Below are 17,411 nucleotides of genomic sequence, written 5' to 3' on the forward strand. Positions count from 1 at the left end.
ATTTTGTTTTTTAAATGTTACTACTAAAAATTTTCTTCACCACATATCAGCCTTCCCCGGACAAAGGAGGACTAACTTGCTATGAATTAATCTCTTATCATTTTGTGATAATAATCGGCTTGCAAAAGTACGGCTTTTCTTTGAATTGGCAAACTATTTCCAGTTTTTTTTGGATTTATCGGGTTGTATGACAAGGGGAACTTACTATATTTACAAATAAGGAACAGAAAATAAAAAGGCCTCCTCCGGATTTACACCGGGGAGGTCAAAAAACAACAAAGAATCTATATTGCAATCTCATTTATCGCACAATATCTTCCGGAAACTTAGCCGGCATCTCCACCCGTTTCCAGGTCTCATAATACCAGGCATTCAGTTCGTTTCCGTTCAGATCATTCTTGATGAAGTATTTCAAATGCAAATAATCATTATCCTTTATTTCAAACTCCAGAATATTATCCTGATTATCGAGCATCGGAAGGTGGATATTCTTCTCGATACTCTCCTTATAAGAATCATCGGTCAACTGTTTATATGTACCATATCCTGTGATAATCGCATCAGAACCGGGAATAATGGTAAAATTCACGATTCTGCCGTCATCACTCAATACCTTAAATGTATTACTGGGTTTCAACGATCCCGGAACATCGGGAGATTCTGATACATAATGGCACAACTGCCAGATCCCTTTCAAATCGGCCGGTTTGAATTTGGTTTTCTTTTGGGCCGTCGCACCTGTTACCGCTAACAACATGATTGAAAGCATGGTAAAGAAATAGAGTTTTTTCATGACAATATGATTTTAGTTAACACTCTTGAATGCGCATGTCCAAATATAAAGATTTATTTTGAGAAAGTAACAATCAAATGCATAAAAAAACTCGCACAATCAAAAGATTATGCGAGTTTTACATAAATATACCGAAATATTAGAAATCAGCATTTCTCGGTGTACGCGGGAACGGTATCACGTCACGGATATTTGACATACCTGTTACAAACAGCAACAGACGTTCAAAACCGAGTCCGAAACCGGAGTGAGGACAAGTACCGAACTTACGGGTATCCAGATACCACCACATATCCTTCATCGGGATATGCATTTCTTCAATACGAGTCATCAACTTGTTATAATCCGCTTCACGTTCAGAACCACCAATGATCTCACCGATCTTCGGGAAAAGAACGTCCATTGCACGTACTGTCTTCCCATCCTCGTTCTGCTTCATATAGAAGGCTTTGATTTCCTTCGGATAATCAGTCAGAATCACCGGACGTTTGAAGTGTTCTTCCACCAGATAACGTTCGTGCTCGGAAGCCAAGTCTACCCCCCAGTAAACAGGGAATTCGAACTTGTGACCTTTCGCAACGGCATCTTCCAGAATCTTGATACCATCCGTATAAGGCAAACGAACGAAATCATCCTTCAATACACCTTGCAGACGTTCAATCAAGCCCTTATCGAACATATCGTTCAGGAACTTCACATCATCCGCACAGTTATCCAACGCCCATTTCACACAATATTTGATAAACTCTTCTGCCAGGTCCATATTATCGGCAATGTCGTTGAACGCAACTTCCGGCTCAATCATCCAGAACTCTGCCAAATGGCGGGGAGTATTGGAGTTTTCGGCACGGAAAGTAGGACCGAATGTGTAGATAGCGCCCAAAGCAGTGGCAGCCAATTCACCTTCCAACTGACCGGATACTGTCAAACTTGCCTGCTTGCCGAAGAAGTCGTCATCATAAGAGATAGAACCTCTTTCGTCTTTCTTCAAGTCATACAGATTCATGGTAGTTACCTGAAACATCTGTCCGGCACCTTCACAGTCGGAACCTGTAATAATCGGTGTATGGAAATAGAAAAATCCCTTTTCATGGAAAAACTTGTGAATAGCAATCGCCATGTTGTGACGAATGCGGAACACTGCACCAAAGGTATTGGTACGCGGACGCAAGTGAGCGATCTCGCGCAAGAATTCCATGGAGTGACCTTTTTTCTGCAATGGATATGTATTGTCGCAAGTACCCAGCACTTCGATTTCTTTAGCCTGCACTTCCACCTTCTGACCGGAACCCACAGATTCCACCATTACTCCGTTCACGCTAATACAAGCCCCGGTAGTAATCAGTTTCAGCATCTCTTCATCGAAATTAGCCAGATCTACTACGATCTGCACATTATTTATTGTAGAACCGTCATTCAGTGCGATAAAGTTAACTTGTTTGCTACCTCTGCGGGTGCGAACCCATCCTTTCACATTGACCATAGCGCCAATATCTTCGCGCTTCAACAGATCAACAATTTTTGTTCTACCAATCTTTTCCATAAAACTTTTTTAATACAATATTATATATTACTCAAACGACCCCATGCGGAGGTAGTTTACTTCTGCTTCCGACAGGTAACGCCAGTCTCCGCGGCGCAGACCTTTTTTGGTCAGTCCGGCAAAGAATACACGGTCGAGTTTTACTACTTTATATCCCAGTGATTCGAAAATACGGCGAACGATACGGTTCTTGCCGGAGTGAATCTCGATACCTACCTGGTCTTTCTTGAAATCATCTGTGTAGCTGATAGCATCTGCATGGATTTCACCGTCTTCCAACTGTACGCCGGCTGCAATCTGATCCATATCTGCTTTTGTCAGGTTCTTGTCCAGATGAACATGATATATTTTCTTTTTCAAGAATTTCGGGTGTGTCAGCTTGGAAGCCAGGTCACCGTCATTTGTCAACAGAAGTACACCAGTCGTGTTGCGGTCAAGACGCCCTACCGGATAAATGCGTTCGTTGCAAGCGCCTTTTACCAGATCCATTACCGTGCGGCGTTCCTGCGGATCATCCGATGTAGTAACCGTATCTTTCGGCTTATTCAACAGTACGTATACCTTACGTTCGATGCTTACCGGTTCATCGTGGAACTTCACCACATCCGAGCGTTTGATCTTTGTACCCAATTCAGTTACTACTTCACCGTTTACAGAAACCACACCTGCTGTGATAAACTCATCAGCTTCGCGACGTGAGCAAACACCGGCATTAGCCAAGAACTTATTCAGACGAATCGGTTCGTTCGGATCAACAAACTGTTCCTTGTACTCAATCTGCTTCTTGATGCTATACTTAGCATTCGGATCGTAATCACTGGTACGCGGACGCGGACGATAGCCACCCTGCGAACGGTCATTGTTAAATCTCGGACGATAGCCACCACCGTTGTTATTACGGTAGCCACCACCTTCACCACTGTTGAAGCGGGGACGATATGGACGATCACCACCTTCGCGGTTATAAGGACGCTGAGGACGGTCGCCACCTTCGCCACTGTTAAAACGGGGACGGTACGGACGGTCGCCATAAGAGCGTTGCTCGCCACCTTCACGATTGTAAGGACGCTGCGGACGATCGCCACCTTCGCCGTTCGGATTAAATCTCGGACGATACGGACGGTCTCCACCTTCACGGTTGTAAGAAGGGCGTTGAGGACGATCATAAGAACGTTGTTCACCACCTTCGCGGTTGTAAGGACGTTGCGGACGTTCGCCTCCTTCATTGTTGCTATTGAAGCGAGGACGATACGGACGGTCTCCACCTTCACGATTGTAAGAAGGACGTTGGGGGCGATCATAAGAACGTTCACCATAAGAACGCTGTGGGCGCTCTCCACCTTCACTATTCGGATTAAATCGCGGGCGATACGGACGATCCCCACCTTCACGGTTGTAAGAAGGACGATACGGACGTTCTCCACCTTCTCTGTTGTAAGACTTGTTACCATCACGGCCGGCACCTGTATTCTCCTCATTGTAAGAATTTTCGCGCCATTCTTCGTTTTCTGTGCTCATTTTTTTATTCGAATAAAATTAGACTTTGGCCTCACGGCCTATTAAAAAAACACGTTTATTGTATAAGTAAACAATTAAAGTCCCGTATATGTATGCGGAGTAATTGCTCTTAACTCTTTTTTAATATCTTCGCTTACGTTCAAGCCTTCGATAAACTCTTTAATAGAACTTTCTGTAATAGCCTGGTTGGTCCGGGTCAAAGCTTTCAATGCTTCATACGGACGCGGGTAAGCCTCGCGGCGTAAAATCGTCTGGATTGCCTCAGCCACTACGCTCCAGCAGTTGTCCAAATCACGGTAAATAGCCGGTTCGTTCAGCAACAGTTTGCGAAGTCCTTTCAGTGAACTCTGAATAGCAATCACGATATGACCGAAAGGCACGCCTACATTACGGAGCACCGTAGAGTCTGTCAGGTCACGCTGCAAACGGGAAACAGGCAGTTTCACAGCCAGGTGTTCCAGAATAGAAGTTGCGATACCCAAATTACCTTCCGCATTTTCAAAGTCGATCGGATTCACTTTATGCGGCATCGCGCTTGATCCTACCTCACCGGCTTTGATCTTCTGCTTGAAGTATTCCATAGAAATATACTGCCAGAAGTCACGGTTCATATCCACCATTATGGTGTTGATACGTTTCATCGCGTCAAAGACAGCAGACAAGTTATCGTAGTTCGAAATCTGAGTGGTATATTCTTCGCGCTCCAGTCCCAGTTTCTCTGCAACAAACCGATTACCGAATTGTTTCCAGTCATATTGAGGATATGCTACATGATGAGCATTGTAATTTCCGGTAGCGCCACCGAATTTTGCAGTGATCGGACATGCTTTCAGCATAGCCAGCTGACGTTCCAGGCGGTAAACGAATACCATCACTTCCTTACCCAAACGAGTCGGAGAAGCCGGTTGCCCATGAGTTTTGGCAAGCATCGGGATTTCAGCCCATTCTGTTGCATACGTTTTCAGTTGTGCAATCAGTTCTTCGATCAGCGGATAATAGACTTTATCCAAAGCTTCCTTGATAGAAAGAGGCACAGACGTATTATTAATGTCTTGAGAAGTCAGTCCGAAGTGAATGAATTCTTTATAGTCATCCATTCCACCCAGCTTATCGAATTCTTCTTTCAGGAAATATTCTACGGCTTTTACATCATGGTTGGTTACACTTTCGATATCTTTAATGCGTTGCGCATCTGCTTCCGAGAAGTTACGGTAGATATTCCGTAAAGTTTCAAACACGCTGCTATCGATTCCTTTCAACTGCGGCAAAGGAAGTTCGCACAAGGTGATAAAGTATTCCACCTCTACCTGTACACGGTATTTAATCAGTGCAAATTCAGAGAAATAAGCTGCCAAAGCTTTAGTTTTGCCTCTATATCGACCATCAATCGGAGATATGGCCGTTAATACATCAAGTTCCATACGTTTTCTTAGATAATTATCAGACTGCAAAATTAACTCTTTTTCCTGAGTTATAAGGCAAAAGGATAAAGAAAGTTTGTATAAAAGCGGTAAGAAATAAAAAAAGTCTCACGAATTTCTTCGTAAGACTTCTATTTCGTGGGCGCTGAGGGATTCGAACCCCCGACCCTCTGGGTGTAAACCAGATGCTCTGAACCAGCTGAGCTAAGCGCCCTTTTGTTGACGGAAGTGTTTCGGTATTCTTTGTGGGCGCTGAGGGATTCGAACCCCCGACCCTCTGGGTGTAAACCAGATGCTCTGAACCAGCTGAGCTAAGCGCCCGTACACTTCCGTTTCAAAAGCGATGCAAAGGTACGGCTTTTTTTGAAACCTCCAAACATTTTGCATATTATTTTTCAAGAAACTTTTTATCAAAAATAAAAACCAACTGATTATCAGCAAATAATGAAAAAAGTTTTTTTCATGCAACTTTCCCTTCTCCAAGCCTGTCCACTAAACAGAACAAGATAAAGCCAACAATGTGGGAACACTCAAATCCGGGAAATAAGATTCCCGGTCAAGCCTGCTTACGGATAAGGCGCGCCGGATTCCCGACTGCAACACTGTCGTCAGGAATATCTTTCGTCACGACGCTTCCCGCTCCTATCACACAACGGTTGCCAATCGTCACACCGGGACAAATGACAGCACCGCCGCCAATCCAGCAATCCTCGCCGATCGTAACCGGATAAGCATACTCTTTCGAACCGCGACGCTCCAGATAATTCATCGGATGATGCGGTGTATAAATCTGTACGCAAGGACCGACTAGCGTATGGGCACCGATTGTGATATACCCTCCGTCCAGAAAAGTACAGTTGGCATTGACAAACACGTGTTCGCCCAACTTTATCCCGTCTCCGTGATCGCAATGGAAAGGAGGACAGATCACCGAAGTTTCAGGAATACCCGGCACCAGTTCTTCCAACAATTCTCTGTACCCGTCATCGTACGTGCTCAACCCGCGCATGATCGCCAGCAACTTCTTGGCATGCTCAAAACGCACCTGCAACTCCGGCGCGGACATATCAGCCAACTGGCTGCTACGCATCTTCTCTACTTCTGTCATATTCCTTATTCTCCCATCCCATTAATAAATACCAATTTCCTTTCATCCGAAAGCGATTCGTCAAACTCGAACCCTTCCCACGAGAATCCTTTCAGTTCCTCCGGATTTCCGATCTTATTTTTCAATATGAAACGTGTCATCTCGCCACGGGACATCTTGGTATACACCACTATCGTAGCCAGCTTTCCATTCTTCCAGACATGAAATTCGGGAGTGACCACACGGACTTCGCTCTCCACCCGCTTCCAGTCAAACAGGCTTTTCATCTCGTCACTGGCAAGATTACACAAGATTCCTCCTGCCGATCGGATGTCCTCTATGAACGTATCCGTCAGACGCGACCGCCAATAAGAAAACAAAGTCTGATTCCCCAATTCCGGCAATACGACATCCCCCTCCAGCCGATAAGCACGAATCACGTCCAAAGGACGCAACAGACCGTAACAGAAAGAAGTCAGCCGCAAATGTTCCTGCGCATACCCGAAATCTTCTGCAGAGAAGTCCTTCGGATTCAGCCGTTTGAATACAATGCCGGTATACGCCAGCAAAGCAGGCAATTCCGGAGTGGTTTCCGCATGAAAAGCCTGATAACGTTTATAATTCTCCACAGCAATCTTTGCGTTTACACGCAGCAGACGTTCTAATTCGTCTACAGAAAACTGGGACATCTGCAACGCTATTTCCGCCGCTTCCTTCTGAAAACGGGGGATCGTAGTCAAAGGGACTTTCACCTTCGACACCGCACTCATCGTCTTGGCACAAGATAGAAGTACTAACATTCTGAATCGGGTTTAATCATTTTGAAAAACACAAAAATAAAAAATAAATAGCTTCACTTGTTGACAGATATCCAAATTATGCCTACTTTCAGCCAATAATTAACTATAATCATTTATTAATTAACAAAAACACAAAAATCCCCCTTATGAGAAACAAGTTTGTATCTTTGAAAGTTCTGGCCTTATTGGTCATCTTTTGTCTGACGGGTAGCTTAACCCGTGCCGCTGTCAACCCGAAACCGTTTGTTGTCCCCGAACTCAAACAATGGACGGGAAAAGACGGTAACTTCACCCCGGGAAAAGACGCCCGAATCGTCTGCACTTCCCAAAATCCCGAATTACTGAGAATAGCCCGGATGTTTGCCGACGATTATCAACAGATGTTCGGGCAGACATTAAGCGTAGCACAAGGCAAAGCCACGCCCGGCGATTTCGTCCTATCCTTGTCGGCAGACAAGAAGCTCGGTGAGGAAGGTTACGCCATCAAGATAACCGACCGTGTAGCCATCTCCGCTCCCACCCCGACCGGTCTTTACTGGAGCACACGCACACTCCTGCAACTGGCGGAACAAAATCAGGAACGCTCACTCCCGCAAGGAACGATTCGTGATTATCCCGATTATCCGCTTCGCGGTTTCATGATAGACTGTGGCCGTAAGTTCATTCCGATGGCTTATCTGCAGGACTTGGTGAAAATCATGGCTTACTACAAAATGAACACCCTGCAAGTCCATCTGAACGATAATGGATTCAAGCAATACTTCGAACACAACTGGGACAAGACTTACGCTGCCTTCCGGCTGGAATCAGAGACTTATCCGGGATTGACAGCCCGTGACGGCTCGTACTCCAAGAAAGAATTTATCGACTTCCAGAAACAGGCGGTATCCAACTTCGTGGAAATCATTCCGGAAATTGACGTTCCCGCCCACTCACTGGCTCTCACCCATTACAAACCGGAAATCGGAAGCAAGGAGTACGGCATGGATCACCTCGACTTATTCAAGCCGGAAACTTACGAATTCGTAGATGCTCTGTTCAAAGAATATCTGGAGGGCGACAATCCGGTATTCGTAGGCAAGCGTGTACATATCGGTACAGACGAATACTCGAACGCGAAGAAAGACGTGGTAGAAAAATTCCGTGCTTTCACCGACCATTACATCCGTTTTGTGGAAGGTTTCGGCAAGCAAGCAGTTGTATGGGGCGCGCTCAGCCATGCCAAAGGCGATACGCCCGTCAAATCAGAAAATGTCGTCATGAATGCTTGGTACAACGGATACGCCGATCCGGCAACCATGATCAAAGACGGATATCAACTGATCAGTATTCCGGACGGACTGGTATATATCGTTCCGAAAGCCGGCTACTATTATGATTACCTCAACGAACCATACTTATATAAGGAGTGGACACCCGCCCATATCGGCAAAGCTGTATTCGACGAAAAACATCCTTCCATTCTTGGCGGTATGTTTGCCATCTGGAACGACCATGTCGGCAACGGTATCTCGGTGAAAGACATCCATCACCGTATATTCTCGCCCCTGCAAACACTCTCTGTAAAGATGTGGACAGGCGCTCAAACAGGCATTCCTTATGAAACATTCAATGAAAAACGTGCCCTCCTCAGCGAAGCGCCCGGAGTCAACCAACTGGCAAGAATCGGCAAAAAGCCGGAATTGGTATACGAACGTTCCACAGTCGCTCCCGGCAGCACTTCCGATTATCCGGAAATTGGCTATAATTACACTGTCAGTTTCGACATTACCGGAGCAAAAGAAAGTGAAGGAACCGAATTGTTCCGTTCGCCTAACGCCGTATTCTATCTGTCAGACCCTATTCGGGGGATGATGGGATTTGCACGCGACGGCTATCTGAATACCTTCCCCTACAAAGTGAATCCAGGAGAAAAAGCAACAATTCAGATAGAAGGAGACAATTGCAGTACAACGCTGAGAGTCAACGGTAAAGTGGTTGATGAAATGAATACGCAGAAACTTTACTTTAATGCGGGAAAAGATTCAATGAACTATGTACGTACACTAGTTTTCCCGCTGGAGAAAGCAGGAAACTTTAATAGTAAGGTACAGAATCTGAAAGTATACAATTATTGCGTAAGCAAACCATAAGATTTAGATACGGATTACACAGATTTCACATTTTTTTAGCGGTACAATCTACCAAAAACCGTATCAATCTGTGTAATCCGCTTCTGGAAGAAGCACAATCATTCATTTCATTTACGTACGGATTTGAGCAAAATGATAGTAATAGTATCTTAAAATGGGGGTGCCCCCAATGGAGATACTACTGTTTCATTCATTTTTGAACCGTTACGAATCAATTCAAACCTGTATAACCAAAAGCTACACAAACGTTTCTTCCCTAAGCAATAAAACGCTTTTTTATTGTCACTTATCACTTTTCGAAGTTAACTAACTGATTATAAACATATCATCGGTGATAATAAGCGGTGATAATACGGTGACAATAGCTGCATTCATACATTTTATTGTCACTTCCCTCCCAATCTCACTGTTCATCTCACCTACTGCTATCTCCCCATCAAGCCTACTTCATCCGAGTCCTGATCCTATGCAACAAATACCGTATACTACCGGTATCTTTCTCTTATAGTGCCTTTATTGTTTCATTAAGACACCGATCTCTTTAGTTGTTCACGGCCGTGGCAAGCATTGTTCACAGTCGTGACAAGAGTTGATCACGGACATGAGCAGACCTGTTCACGGCCGTGAAGAGCTAAAGAGAACGGCACTCTATTCCTACTTTCCTTATAGGAAAAAGCAAGTATATAAGGAGCTGAAGAGAACATTAGCACTATCTTACGACTCATTACACCGCAGACAACAAACAAAAAGAAGAGTCATATCTACAAAAGAAGAGACTCCCTCTTTGGTATGCCAAAGAGAGAGTCTCCTCAATATATATACAGCTAAAGCAGTTTATTTATATTCCTGCCAGCTCTTAATCTGAATATCACTCAGTTTCAGTTCACAGAATGCTTCGATGAAAGCACTTGCCAGACGGGCATTGGTGATCAACGGAATGTTATGGTCGATAGCACCACGACGGATACGGTAACCATTCGTCAACTCACGTTTGCTGTGGTTCTTCGGAATGTTGACGATCAAGTCGAACTTATGGTCAGCGATCATCTTCATCACGTTGTTTTCAGCACCCGGTTTTTCATCCGGCCAGTAAACCGGAGTCGTTTCTACACCGTGAGCATTTAGGAATGCAGCCGTTCCGGCAGTAGCATAAATCTGATATCCCTTGGCAAACAACATACGGCTCGCATCCAGCAAATCTACTTTAGACTTCATAGCACCGGAAGAGAACATCACCGCCTTTTCCGGAATCTTGAATCCTGTAGCGATCATTGCGTTCAGCAATGCTTCAGAGAAATCGTCGCCGATACAACCTACTTCACCGGTAGAAGACATATCCACGCCCAAAACAGGGTCAGCCTTGTGAAGACGGGAGAAAGAGAACTGAGAAGCTTTCACACCGATCCAATCGATGTCGAACGCAGTCTTGTCCGGCTGGCTGTACGGAGCATCCAGCATGATGCGGGTAGCTGTTTCGATAAAGTTGCGTTTCAGCACCTTAGATACGAACGGGAAGCTACGGGAAGCACGCAGGTTACATTCAATTACCTTCACCTCGTTGTTGCGGGCAAGGAACTGGATGTTGAACGGACCGGAGATATTCAGTTCTTTAGCAATCTGACGGCTGATCTTCTTGATGCGGCGGGCAGTTGCAAAGTAAATCTTCTGTGCTGGGAATACCAGTGTAGCGTCACCGGAGTGTACACCGGCAAATTCTACGTGCTCGGAAATAGCGTATTCAACCACTTCACCGTTCTGAGCTACCGCGTCGAACTCAATTTCCTTTGTATTTTCGAGGAACTGAGAAACAACTACCGGATATTCTTTAGATACTTCGGCAGCCATCTTCAGGAAGTTTTCCAGCTCTTCGTCATCGTAGCAAACGTTCATAGCCGCACCCGAGAGTACGTAAGAAGGACGAACCAATACCGGATAACCTACTTTTTCTACAAATCCCTTCACTTCTTCAAGGCTGGTCAGTTCCATCCAAGCCGGCTGGTCGATGCCAAGCTGGTCGAGCATTGCCGAGAACTTGTTACGGTTTTCGGCACGGTCGATGGAAACCGGAGAAGTACCCAGTACAGGAACTGACTGGCGATACAACTTCATAGCCAGATTGTTCGGAATCTGTCCGCCTACGGATACGATCACACCGCGCGGTTGTTCAAGGTCGATCACGTCAAGTACACGTTCGAAAGAGAGTTCGTCGAAGTACAGACGGTCGCACATATCGTAGTCAGTAGAAACCGTTTCGGGGTTGTAGTTGATCATGATAGACTTGTAACCCAGTTTGCGGGCAGTCTGAACGGCGTTCACCGAGCACCAGTCAAATTCAACCGAGCTACCGATACGGTAAGCGCCCGAACCCAGTACGACTACTGATTTCTCATTCTTATAATAGTTTACATCATAACCTTCTACTGCATAAGTCATATACAGGTAGTTAGTCAGTTCCGGATGTTCGGAAGCAACCGTATTGATACGTTTTACTGCCGGAAGGATGCCCAGGGCTTTACGGTGAGCGCGTACTGCCAGATTTTCCTTTTCCATGTTGCCGGTCGGGTTCAGTACGAAGCGGGCAATCTGGAAGTCAGAGAAACCAAGAATTTTAGCTTCGCGCATCACGTCAGCCGGAATATCTTCCACCTTATTATATGTAGACAGTTTTGCCTTGTAGTCAACAATGTTCTTCAGCTTGCCGAGGAACCAAGGATCGATCTTAGTCAGTTCGTGGATGCGGTCGATGGAATATCCTTCTTCCATAGCTTGTGCGATAGAGAAGATACGCAAGTCTGTCGGACGTGAAAGTTCTTTGTCAAGGTCGTCGAAGTGTACATCGTCATTACCGACAAAACCGTGCATGCCTTGTCCGATCATACGAAGACCTTTCTGGATGATTTCTTCGAAAGAGCGGCCGATAGACATGATTTCACCTACCGACTTCATGCTTGAACCGATTTCGCGGGATACACCGGCGAATTTCGTCAAGTCCCAACGAGGGATTTTACAGATATAGTAGTCCAGTTGCGGAGCAAGATATGCAGAGTTCGGAGTGCCCATTTCACCGATCTGGTCGAGTGAGTAACCCAATGCGATCTTGGCGGCAACGAATGCCAGCGGATAACCGGTAGCCTTGGATGCCAGCGCGGAAGAACGACTCAGACGAGCATTTACTTCGATCACACGGTAGTCGTCCGTATCTGAGTTGAACGCATACTGGATGTTACATTCACCTACGATGCCGAGGTGACGGATACATTTCGTAGACAGTTCCTGCAACAGTTTCAGTTCTTTGTCGTCCAATGAGCAAGTCGGAGCTACTACAATAGATTCACCGGTGTGGATACCCAGCGGGTCGAAGTTTTCCATGCTGGCTACAGTGAAGCAGTGGTCGTTCGCGTCGCGGATCACTTCGAACTCGATTTCTTTCCAGCCTTTCAGAGATTCTTCTACCAGGATCTGCTTGGAGAAGGCGAAAGAGCTTTCGGCCAGTTTCAGGAATTCTTCTTCGTTAGCGCAGATACCGCTACCCAGACCTCCCAACGCGTAAGCCGAACGTACCATCACCGGATAACCGATCTTGCGGGCAGCAGCGATGGCATCCTCCATGCTTTCTACCGCCTGACTTACCGGAGTCTTCATATTGATTTCATCCAGTTTCTTCACGAACAGGTCACGGTCTTCCGTGTACATGATAGCTTCTACCGATGTACCGAGTACTTTCACTCCATATTTATCAAGAATACCTTGTGTGTACAGTTCGGCGCCGCAGTTCAATGCAGTCTGTCCGCCAAATGCCAGCAGGATGCCGTCGGGACGTTCTTTCTTGATAATCTCTTCTACGAAATAAGTAGTTACGGGAAGGAAATACACTTTATCGGCAATTCCTTCAGAAGTCTGAATGGTTGCGATGTTCGGGTTTACCAATACTGAGCTGATACCTTCTTCTTTCAAAGCTTTCAGTGCTTGTGAGCCTGAGTAGTCAAATTCTCCGGCTTGTCCGATTTTGAGTGCTCCAGAACCCAAAACGAGAACTTTCTTGATTTCCTTTTCCATTTCTTTTGTTGTTATAGTAAGTTGTTATTTCTAAGTTTTGCCAATAAAAAAAATGCGTTACCCTCGTAAAAGGATTAACGCATTACCAAAGAACTAAAATATCGTTTTTGGAGAAAAAAGAAGAAGGTTGTTGATTCCGGGTGGAAAACATCCGAATGTAGATAATACTTACTTCTTATTTCTTGTTGATTCATTGTCGATTTCAAAATTTGTGCAAAGTAACGACATATTTCTAAAACTACAAAGAATTTGAAGAAGAATATTCTCTTTTATTTGCTTTGTTGCTGTGAAAACAGGCACCGTCCCCCTGCCATCTGATACCAAAAGCCAGCAATAGTAAGCATTAGTAACGAAGTAGCTCCATTTTGACGCATCTTTCATTTTTTATCCTTATCTTTGTCGCTAAATCTATTATAATAAGGTAACAACAATGGGAAAAGAAAAAATCATACTCACCGGTGACCGCCCTACCGGGAGACTTCATATCGGACACTATGTAGGTTCATTGAAGCGCAGAGTTGACCTGCAAGATGCAGGTGATTATAGTAAGATGTTTATCTTTATTGCCGATTCACAAGCGTTGACGGACAATATAGATAATCCGGAGAAGGTACGTCAAAATGTAATTGAGGTTGCTCTTGACTATCTGGCATGTGGAATAGACCCGTCCAAGGCTACCATCTTCATCCAGTCACAGATTCCGGAACTTTGCGAACTTAGTTTCTACTATATGGACCTCGTAAGCGTATCCCGCTTACAACGTAACCCGACTGTGAAATCAGAAATACAGATGCGTAACTTTGAGGCAAGCATCCCTGTAGGGTTCTTCACTTATCCTATCAGTCAGGCTGCGGACATTACTGCCTTCCGGGCAACCACCGTCCCCGTCGGTGAAGACCAGGAACCGATGCTCGAACAGGCTCGTGAAATCGTCCGCCGTTTCAACTATATCTATGGCGAAACGCTGGTAGAACCGGAAATCCTGTTGCCGGACAACGCTGCCTGCCTGCGTCTGCCGGGAACGGACGGCAAAGCCAAGATGAGTAAATCACTCGGCAACTGTATCTACCTGTCGGAAGAACCGGAAGAAATTCAGAAGAAAATCATGAGTATGTATACCGATCCGGGACACCTCCGCGTACAGGATCCGGGCAAGATTGAAGGTAATACCGTATTTACATACCTGGATGCTTTCTGCCGTCCGGAACACTTCGAACGCTATCTGCCGGATTATCCGAATCTGGATGAACTGAAAGCGCATTATCAACGCGGTGGACTGGGTGATGTGAAGGTAAAACGCTTCCTGAACGCTATCATGCAGGAAACACTGGAACCGATCCGCAATCGTCGTAAAGAGTTCAGCAAGGATATTCCTGCCGTTTACGAGATGCTACAAAAAGGATGCGAAGTAGCCAGAGCTGCCGCTGCCGAAACATTGGCGGATGTGAAGAAGGCTATGAAGATCAACTATTTCGATGACAAAGAACTGATTGAAGAGCAGGTGAAACGCTTCGCGGCTTCACAGGAATAAAGATAATAAAGACGAATATAATAAAGTAAAGGCTGCCGTCCACTTTCGAACAGGCAGCCTTTACTTTATTATATAGTCTGCTCAATCAGTTTCATCTTCATCATTTTTAAAGAGTACGTCTTTTAGTTTCTGATAAAGGAATGAGAGGATCAGCAGGATCAATCCTAAAATGATAAATACAATGATCTTACCGATTGTTGGCATTGCCCATAAGTCTTTCAGAATCAGCTTCAACAGGACGATTCCAAAAGTTGAAAGACTGATGATTCGCAGTACTTTCTGATGCAGACGCATACCCAGTGCCATTTGAATAAATCCTGCGATACTCAGTGAAACGGAGAAGCCGGCATCGAAATCTTCTACTCCTGCTTGCAGGAGGAAAGAACGTGCCATCGTCAGCCAAAGGAAGAGCGCCAAGACATTCAGATAAACGGTGAAAGGAGTTTTCAATCCTATTAATGTATAGTATTGACGGGCAACGTAGTACAGATTAGCTATAACAAACGCTGCCGCAAACCATCGGAGCAAAGCAGGAGTCAGGCTCGTGTATACCCACTGGTCTCCCCATATATTGATCACATAGATCAGCACGTTCATTCCCATAGCTGTCAGATAAGGGATTGTGTATTGTTTTATCGGGAAGCGCTTTTTGAAAGTATAGCTAAGGATAAAGATGGCAGCAGAAGTAAACGCCAGCATCATTCCGCTTCTTGTAGCTCCTGCCAAGTGCAAGGCAAACTCTGCCATAAATGTATAATAGAGGATGGCGGCAGCAGCAAGAAGCATGATCGAATTCCAGGGAGTGTATCTCAGATAACGGGCTTCGGTAAAGAGAGAACGGTAACGCCCCATCAGTAAAGCGAATGCTCCGGTGGCCAGACCGACAAACAGGGAAGTAGCAAAAGAACTGTTCAGGAAAATGGTTTCGGAGGAGGAAGAGGTCATCAGTACATTATATATATCCATCAGATATGAAACAAGGGTCAGTCCCATCAATACCTGTGTTGCACGTTCGTATACTCCAATCTTCGATTTTACGTAAAGCCATAACAGCAGCACCATTTCCGCTGCCCAGAACAGCGTGATATAATTTCCATCCAGCTGAATAGGTATAGTGATGGAGACAAATGTCAGTACCAGTCCCAACATCGCATAAATGAGGAACTTATAATCTTTCTTGCTCATCCGTAGCCAGATGACTAAAACTAAATTGATGATAGCGATCAATAAACTCAGTAATCCTTCCGATTTAAACGGCAGTCCCATATTACGCAGGAACAGGATTCCTAATAACAGATAAATGAAATTGTTGGTTATGATGACCAGCAGCAATCCCCTGTTCTTTTTCACGGCTTCTATCCGGAGTATCGATAATATCGGCAGGAGGAAGATGAAATAAAACAGCGTCGCAAAGATGAAGAGATGGACGGAAATATGTGTCGATCCTGTAGTAAAGCCTGTCAACAGGAAGATTCCCATTACCACATAAGTAAAAACAAATGCAATCACCGGAAGTTCTCCCCATTTCATATAGATGGACAGTCCGAACATTCCAAGATTCAAGATACTCATATAAGTGAACAGTACCAAGTAGTTACCATTCCCGGTGCTAACAAGGAAAGGTGCCAGAAATCCCCCGACAAGTGAGATGATAGCCAGTTCGCGCCTGTCATACAGAATGGACAGGATAGACATGAACAGCGTTATAGCTATCAGAATAGTAAAAGCAACCGTCTGAGGAAAAAGGTGATAAAAATGAAAGGCAATGGCGACTGTGAGATAGAAAACGGCAAAGGCGCCACCCGCAAGCAAGGAACTGAATGTGCGGTACTTCTTTTGCAGGCGTTCGGCAACCACCAGCAATGCGGAGCCGGTCAGGAAACCAAGTACGGTACGCAATGTTTCGTTAATCCAGTCTTTATCAATGGCATATTTTACGAAGAAGCCGACTCCGATGACGAATACAAGAATACCAATCTTACCGAAAAGATTTTCACCGATAAACTTTTCATAATTAACCTGCTTCCGTTTGGAAACAGACGGTATTTCGAGAGGAGCCTCTGGAGAAGTTTCCTGCAAAGTGGCCTCAGCAGATTCTTTTTCAAGGGAAGCGTTTAATTTCTGCGGTGTAGTTTCCGCCATAATGGGCTGTATGCCTTCAACAGCTTTTTCTTCGACAGCTTTCTCTTCCTTCAAGGCTGTCACTGTCGAATCGGGCAATTCTTCTGTTACATAAGGCAGTATATCCGTATTGTCCAAAGTCTCTGCCGTTACATCCTCTTTGGCCCTTACAGGGCCGGAAGCCATTTTCTCCTGAGCTTTGAGCAGGTCGTCCATTCGTTTCTTTATCTCGCCAAGCTCTTTGTCTACCTTGCCGAACCGGCTTTCAAACTTTTGCAGCAGAACAAAAAACAACACTGCAGCAAGCAATGCACATGTGCCATAAAGTTCACCCATAATGTTCTATATTTGAGTTATGTATCACAAATATAGAACATTTTAATTACAAATGGGCAAAACCGACAAGATA

General features: G+C 45.0%; 10 protein-coding genes and 2 tRNA genes. 2 read left to right on the forward strand and 10 right to left on the reverse strand.

Annotated elements, in window-relative coordinates; genetic code table 11:
• Positions 1-301: 301 nt before the first annotated feature.
• The 8 genes from KTR07_RS15980 to yaaA all read right to left on the reverse strand — a co-directional run bounded on the left by KTR07_RS15980 (position 302) and on the right by yaaA (position 7,162).
• A complete protein-coding gene (locus KTR07_RS15980) occupies positions 302-793 on the reverse strand; it encodes a DUF4488 domain-containing protein (protein ID WP_008760799.1) in 492 nt (163 codons plus the stop codon).
• Positions 794-932: 139 nt separating this feature from the next.
• On the reverse strand, positions 933-2,336 hold the full coding sequence (asnS, locus tag KTR07_RS15985; protein WP_008760798.1) for an asparagine--tRNA ligase: 1,404 nt from the start codon (positions 2,334-2,336) through the stop codon (positions 933-935).
• 27 nt (positions 2,337-2,363) lie between these two features.
• Positions 2,364-3,854 (reverse strand): pseudouridine synthase, encoded by a 1,491-nt coding sequence (locus tag KTR07_RS15990; protein WP_008760797.1) that lies wholly within the window; start codon positions 3,852-3,854, stop codon positions 2,364-2,366.
• A 74-nt stretch (positions 3,855-3,928) separates the two neighbouring features.
• The gene (gene purB, locus KTR07_RS15995; protein ID WP_008764141.1) at positions 3,929-5,275 is read right to left on the reverse strand and encodes an adenylosuccinate lyase; all 1,347 of its coding nucleotides are present in this window, start codon (positions 5,273-5,275) and stop codon (positions 3,929-3,931) included.
• A gap of 139 nt (positions 5,276-5,414) precedes the next feature.
• Positions 5,415-5,489: transfer RNA gene (locus tag KTR07_RS16000), tRNA-Val, on the reverse strand.
• Between the two features lie 32 nt (positions 5,490-5,521).
• Positions 5,522-5,596 (reverse strand) — tRNA-Val (locus tag KTR07_RS16005).
• 235 nt (positions 5,597-5,831) lie between these two features.
• Positions 5,832-6,383, reverse strand: a complete 552-nt coding sequence (locus tag KTR07_RS16010) for a sugar O-acetyltransferase (RefSeq protein WP_008764140.1) — start codon at positions 6,381-6,383, stop codon at positions 5,832-5,834.
• Between the two features lie 5 nt (positions 6,384-6,388).
• Positions 6,389-7,162, reverse strand: coding sequence for a peroxide stress protein YaaA (gene yaaA, locus KTR07_RS16015; RefSeq protein WP_008764139.1), 774 nt, complete (start codon positions 7,160-7,162; stop codon positions 6,389-6,391).
• Positions 7,163-7,308: 146 nt separating this feature from the next.
• Between yaaA and KTR07_RS16020 the strand changes: the two genes are divergently transcribed.
• Entirely contained in the window at positions 7,309-9,294 is a 1,986-nt protein-coding gene (locus tag KTR07_RS16020; protein ID WP_061473946.1) for a family 20 glycosylhydrolase, read from the forward strand.
• Positions 9,295-10,128: 834 nt separating this feature from the next.
• On the opposite strand, the gene carB is transcribed toward KTR07_RS16020, so the two are convergent.
• Complete coding sequence (gene carB, locus KTR07_RS16025; protein ID WP_008760792.1) at positions 10,129-13,350, reverse strand: carbamoyl-phosphate synthase (glutamine-hydrolyzing) large subunit; 3,222 nt, start codon at positions 13,348-13,350, stop codon at positions 10,129-10,131.
• Positions 13,351-13,780: 430 nt separating this feature from the next.
• On the opposite strand from carB, the gene trpS reads away from it, so the two are divergent.
• The gene (trpS, locus tag KTR07_RS16030; RefSeq protein WP_008760790.1) at positions 13,781-14,881 is read left to right on the forward strand and encodes a tryptophan--tRNA ligase; all 1,101 of its coding nucleotides are present in this window, start codon (positions 13,781-13,783) and stop codon (positions 14,879-14,881) included.
• Between the two features lie 81 nt (positions 14,882-14,962).
• Here trpS and KTR07_RS16035 read toward each other — a convergent pair whose 3' ends face one another.
• Positions 14,963-17,338 carry a DUF2339 domain-containing protein gene (locus KTR07_RS16035; RefSeq protein ID WP_195567811.1) on the reverse strand — a complete coding sequence of 792 codons (2,376 nt, stop codon included), beginning with the start codon at positions 17,336-17,338 and terminating at the stop codon, positions 14,963-14,965.
• Positions 17,339-17,411 lie beyond the last annotated feature (73 nt).

Origin of the sequence: Bacteroides sp. MSK.20.82, from assembly GCF_019052485.1 — a bacterium.
Lineage (GTDB): Bacteria > Bacteroidota > Bacteroidia > Bacteroidales > Bacteroidaceae > Bacteroides > Bacteroides thetaiotaomicron.

Coding starts and splice junctions, on each gene's coding strand:
- asnS (WP_008760798.1), bottom strand. CDS start 2,336: ATGGAAAAGATTGGTAGAACAAAAATTGTTGATCTGTTGAAGCGCGAA.
- yaaA (WP_008764139.1), bottom strand. CDS start 7,162: ATGTTAGTACTTCTATCTTGTGCCAAGACGATGAGTGCGGTGTCGAAG.
- KTR07_RS16020 (WP_061473946.1), top strand. CDS start 7,309: ATGAGAAACAAGTTTGTATCTTTGAAAGTTCTGGCCTTATTGGTCATC.
- KTR07_RS16035 (WP_195567811.1), bottom strand. CDS start 17,338: ATGGGTGAACTTTATGGCACATGTGCATTGCTTGCTGCAGTGTTGTTT.
- KTR07_RS16010 (WP_008764140.1), bottom strand. CDS start 6,383: ATGACAGAAGTAGAGAAGATGCGTAGCAGCCAGTTGGCTGATATGTCC.
- trpS (WP_008760790.1), top strand. CDS start 13,781: ATGGGAAAAGAAAAAATCATACTCACCGGTGACCGCCCTACCGGGAGA.
- carB (WP_008760792.1), bottom strand. CDS start 13,350: ATGGAAAAGGAAATCAAGAAAGTTCTCGTTTTGGGTTCTGGAGCACTC.
- KTR07_RS15990 (WP_008760797.1), bottom strand. CDS start 3,854: ATGAGCACAGAAAACGAAGAATGGCGCGAAAATTCTTACAATGAGGAG.
- purB (WP_008764141.1), bottom strand. CDS start 5,275: ATGGAACTTGATGTATTAACGGCCATATCTCCGATTGATGGTCGATAT.
- KTR07_RS15980 (WP_008760799.1), bottom strand. CDS start 793: ATGAAAAAACTCTATTTCTTTACCATGCTTTCAATCATGTTGTTAGCG.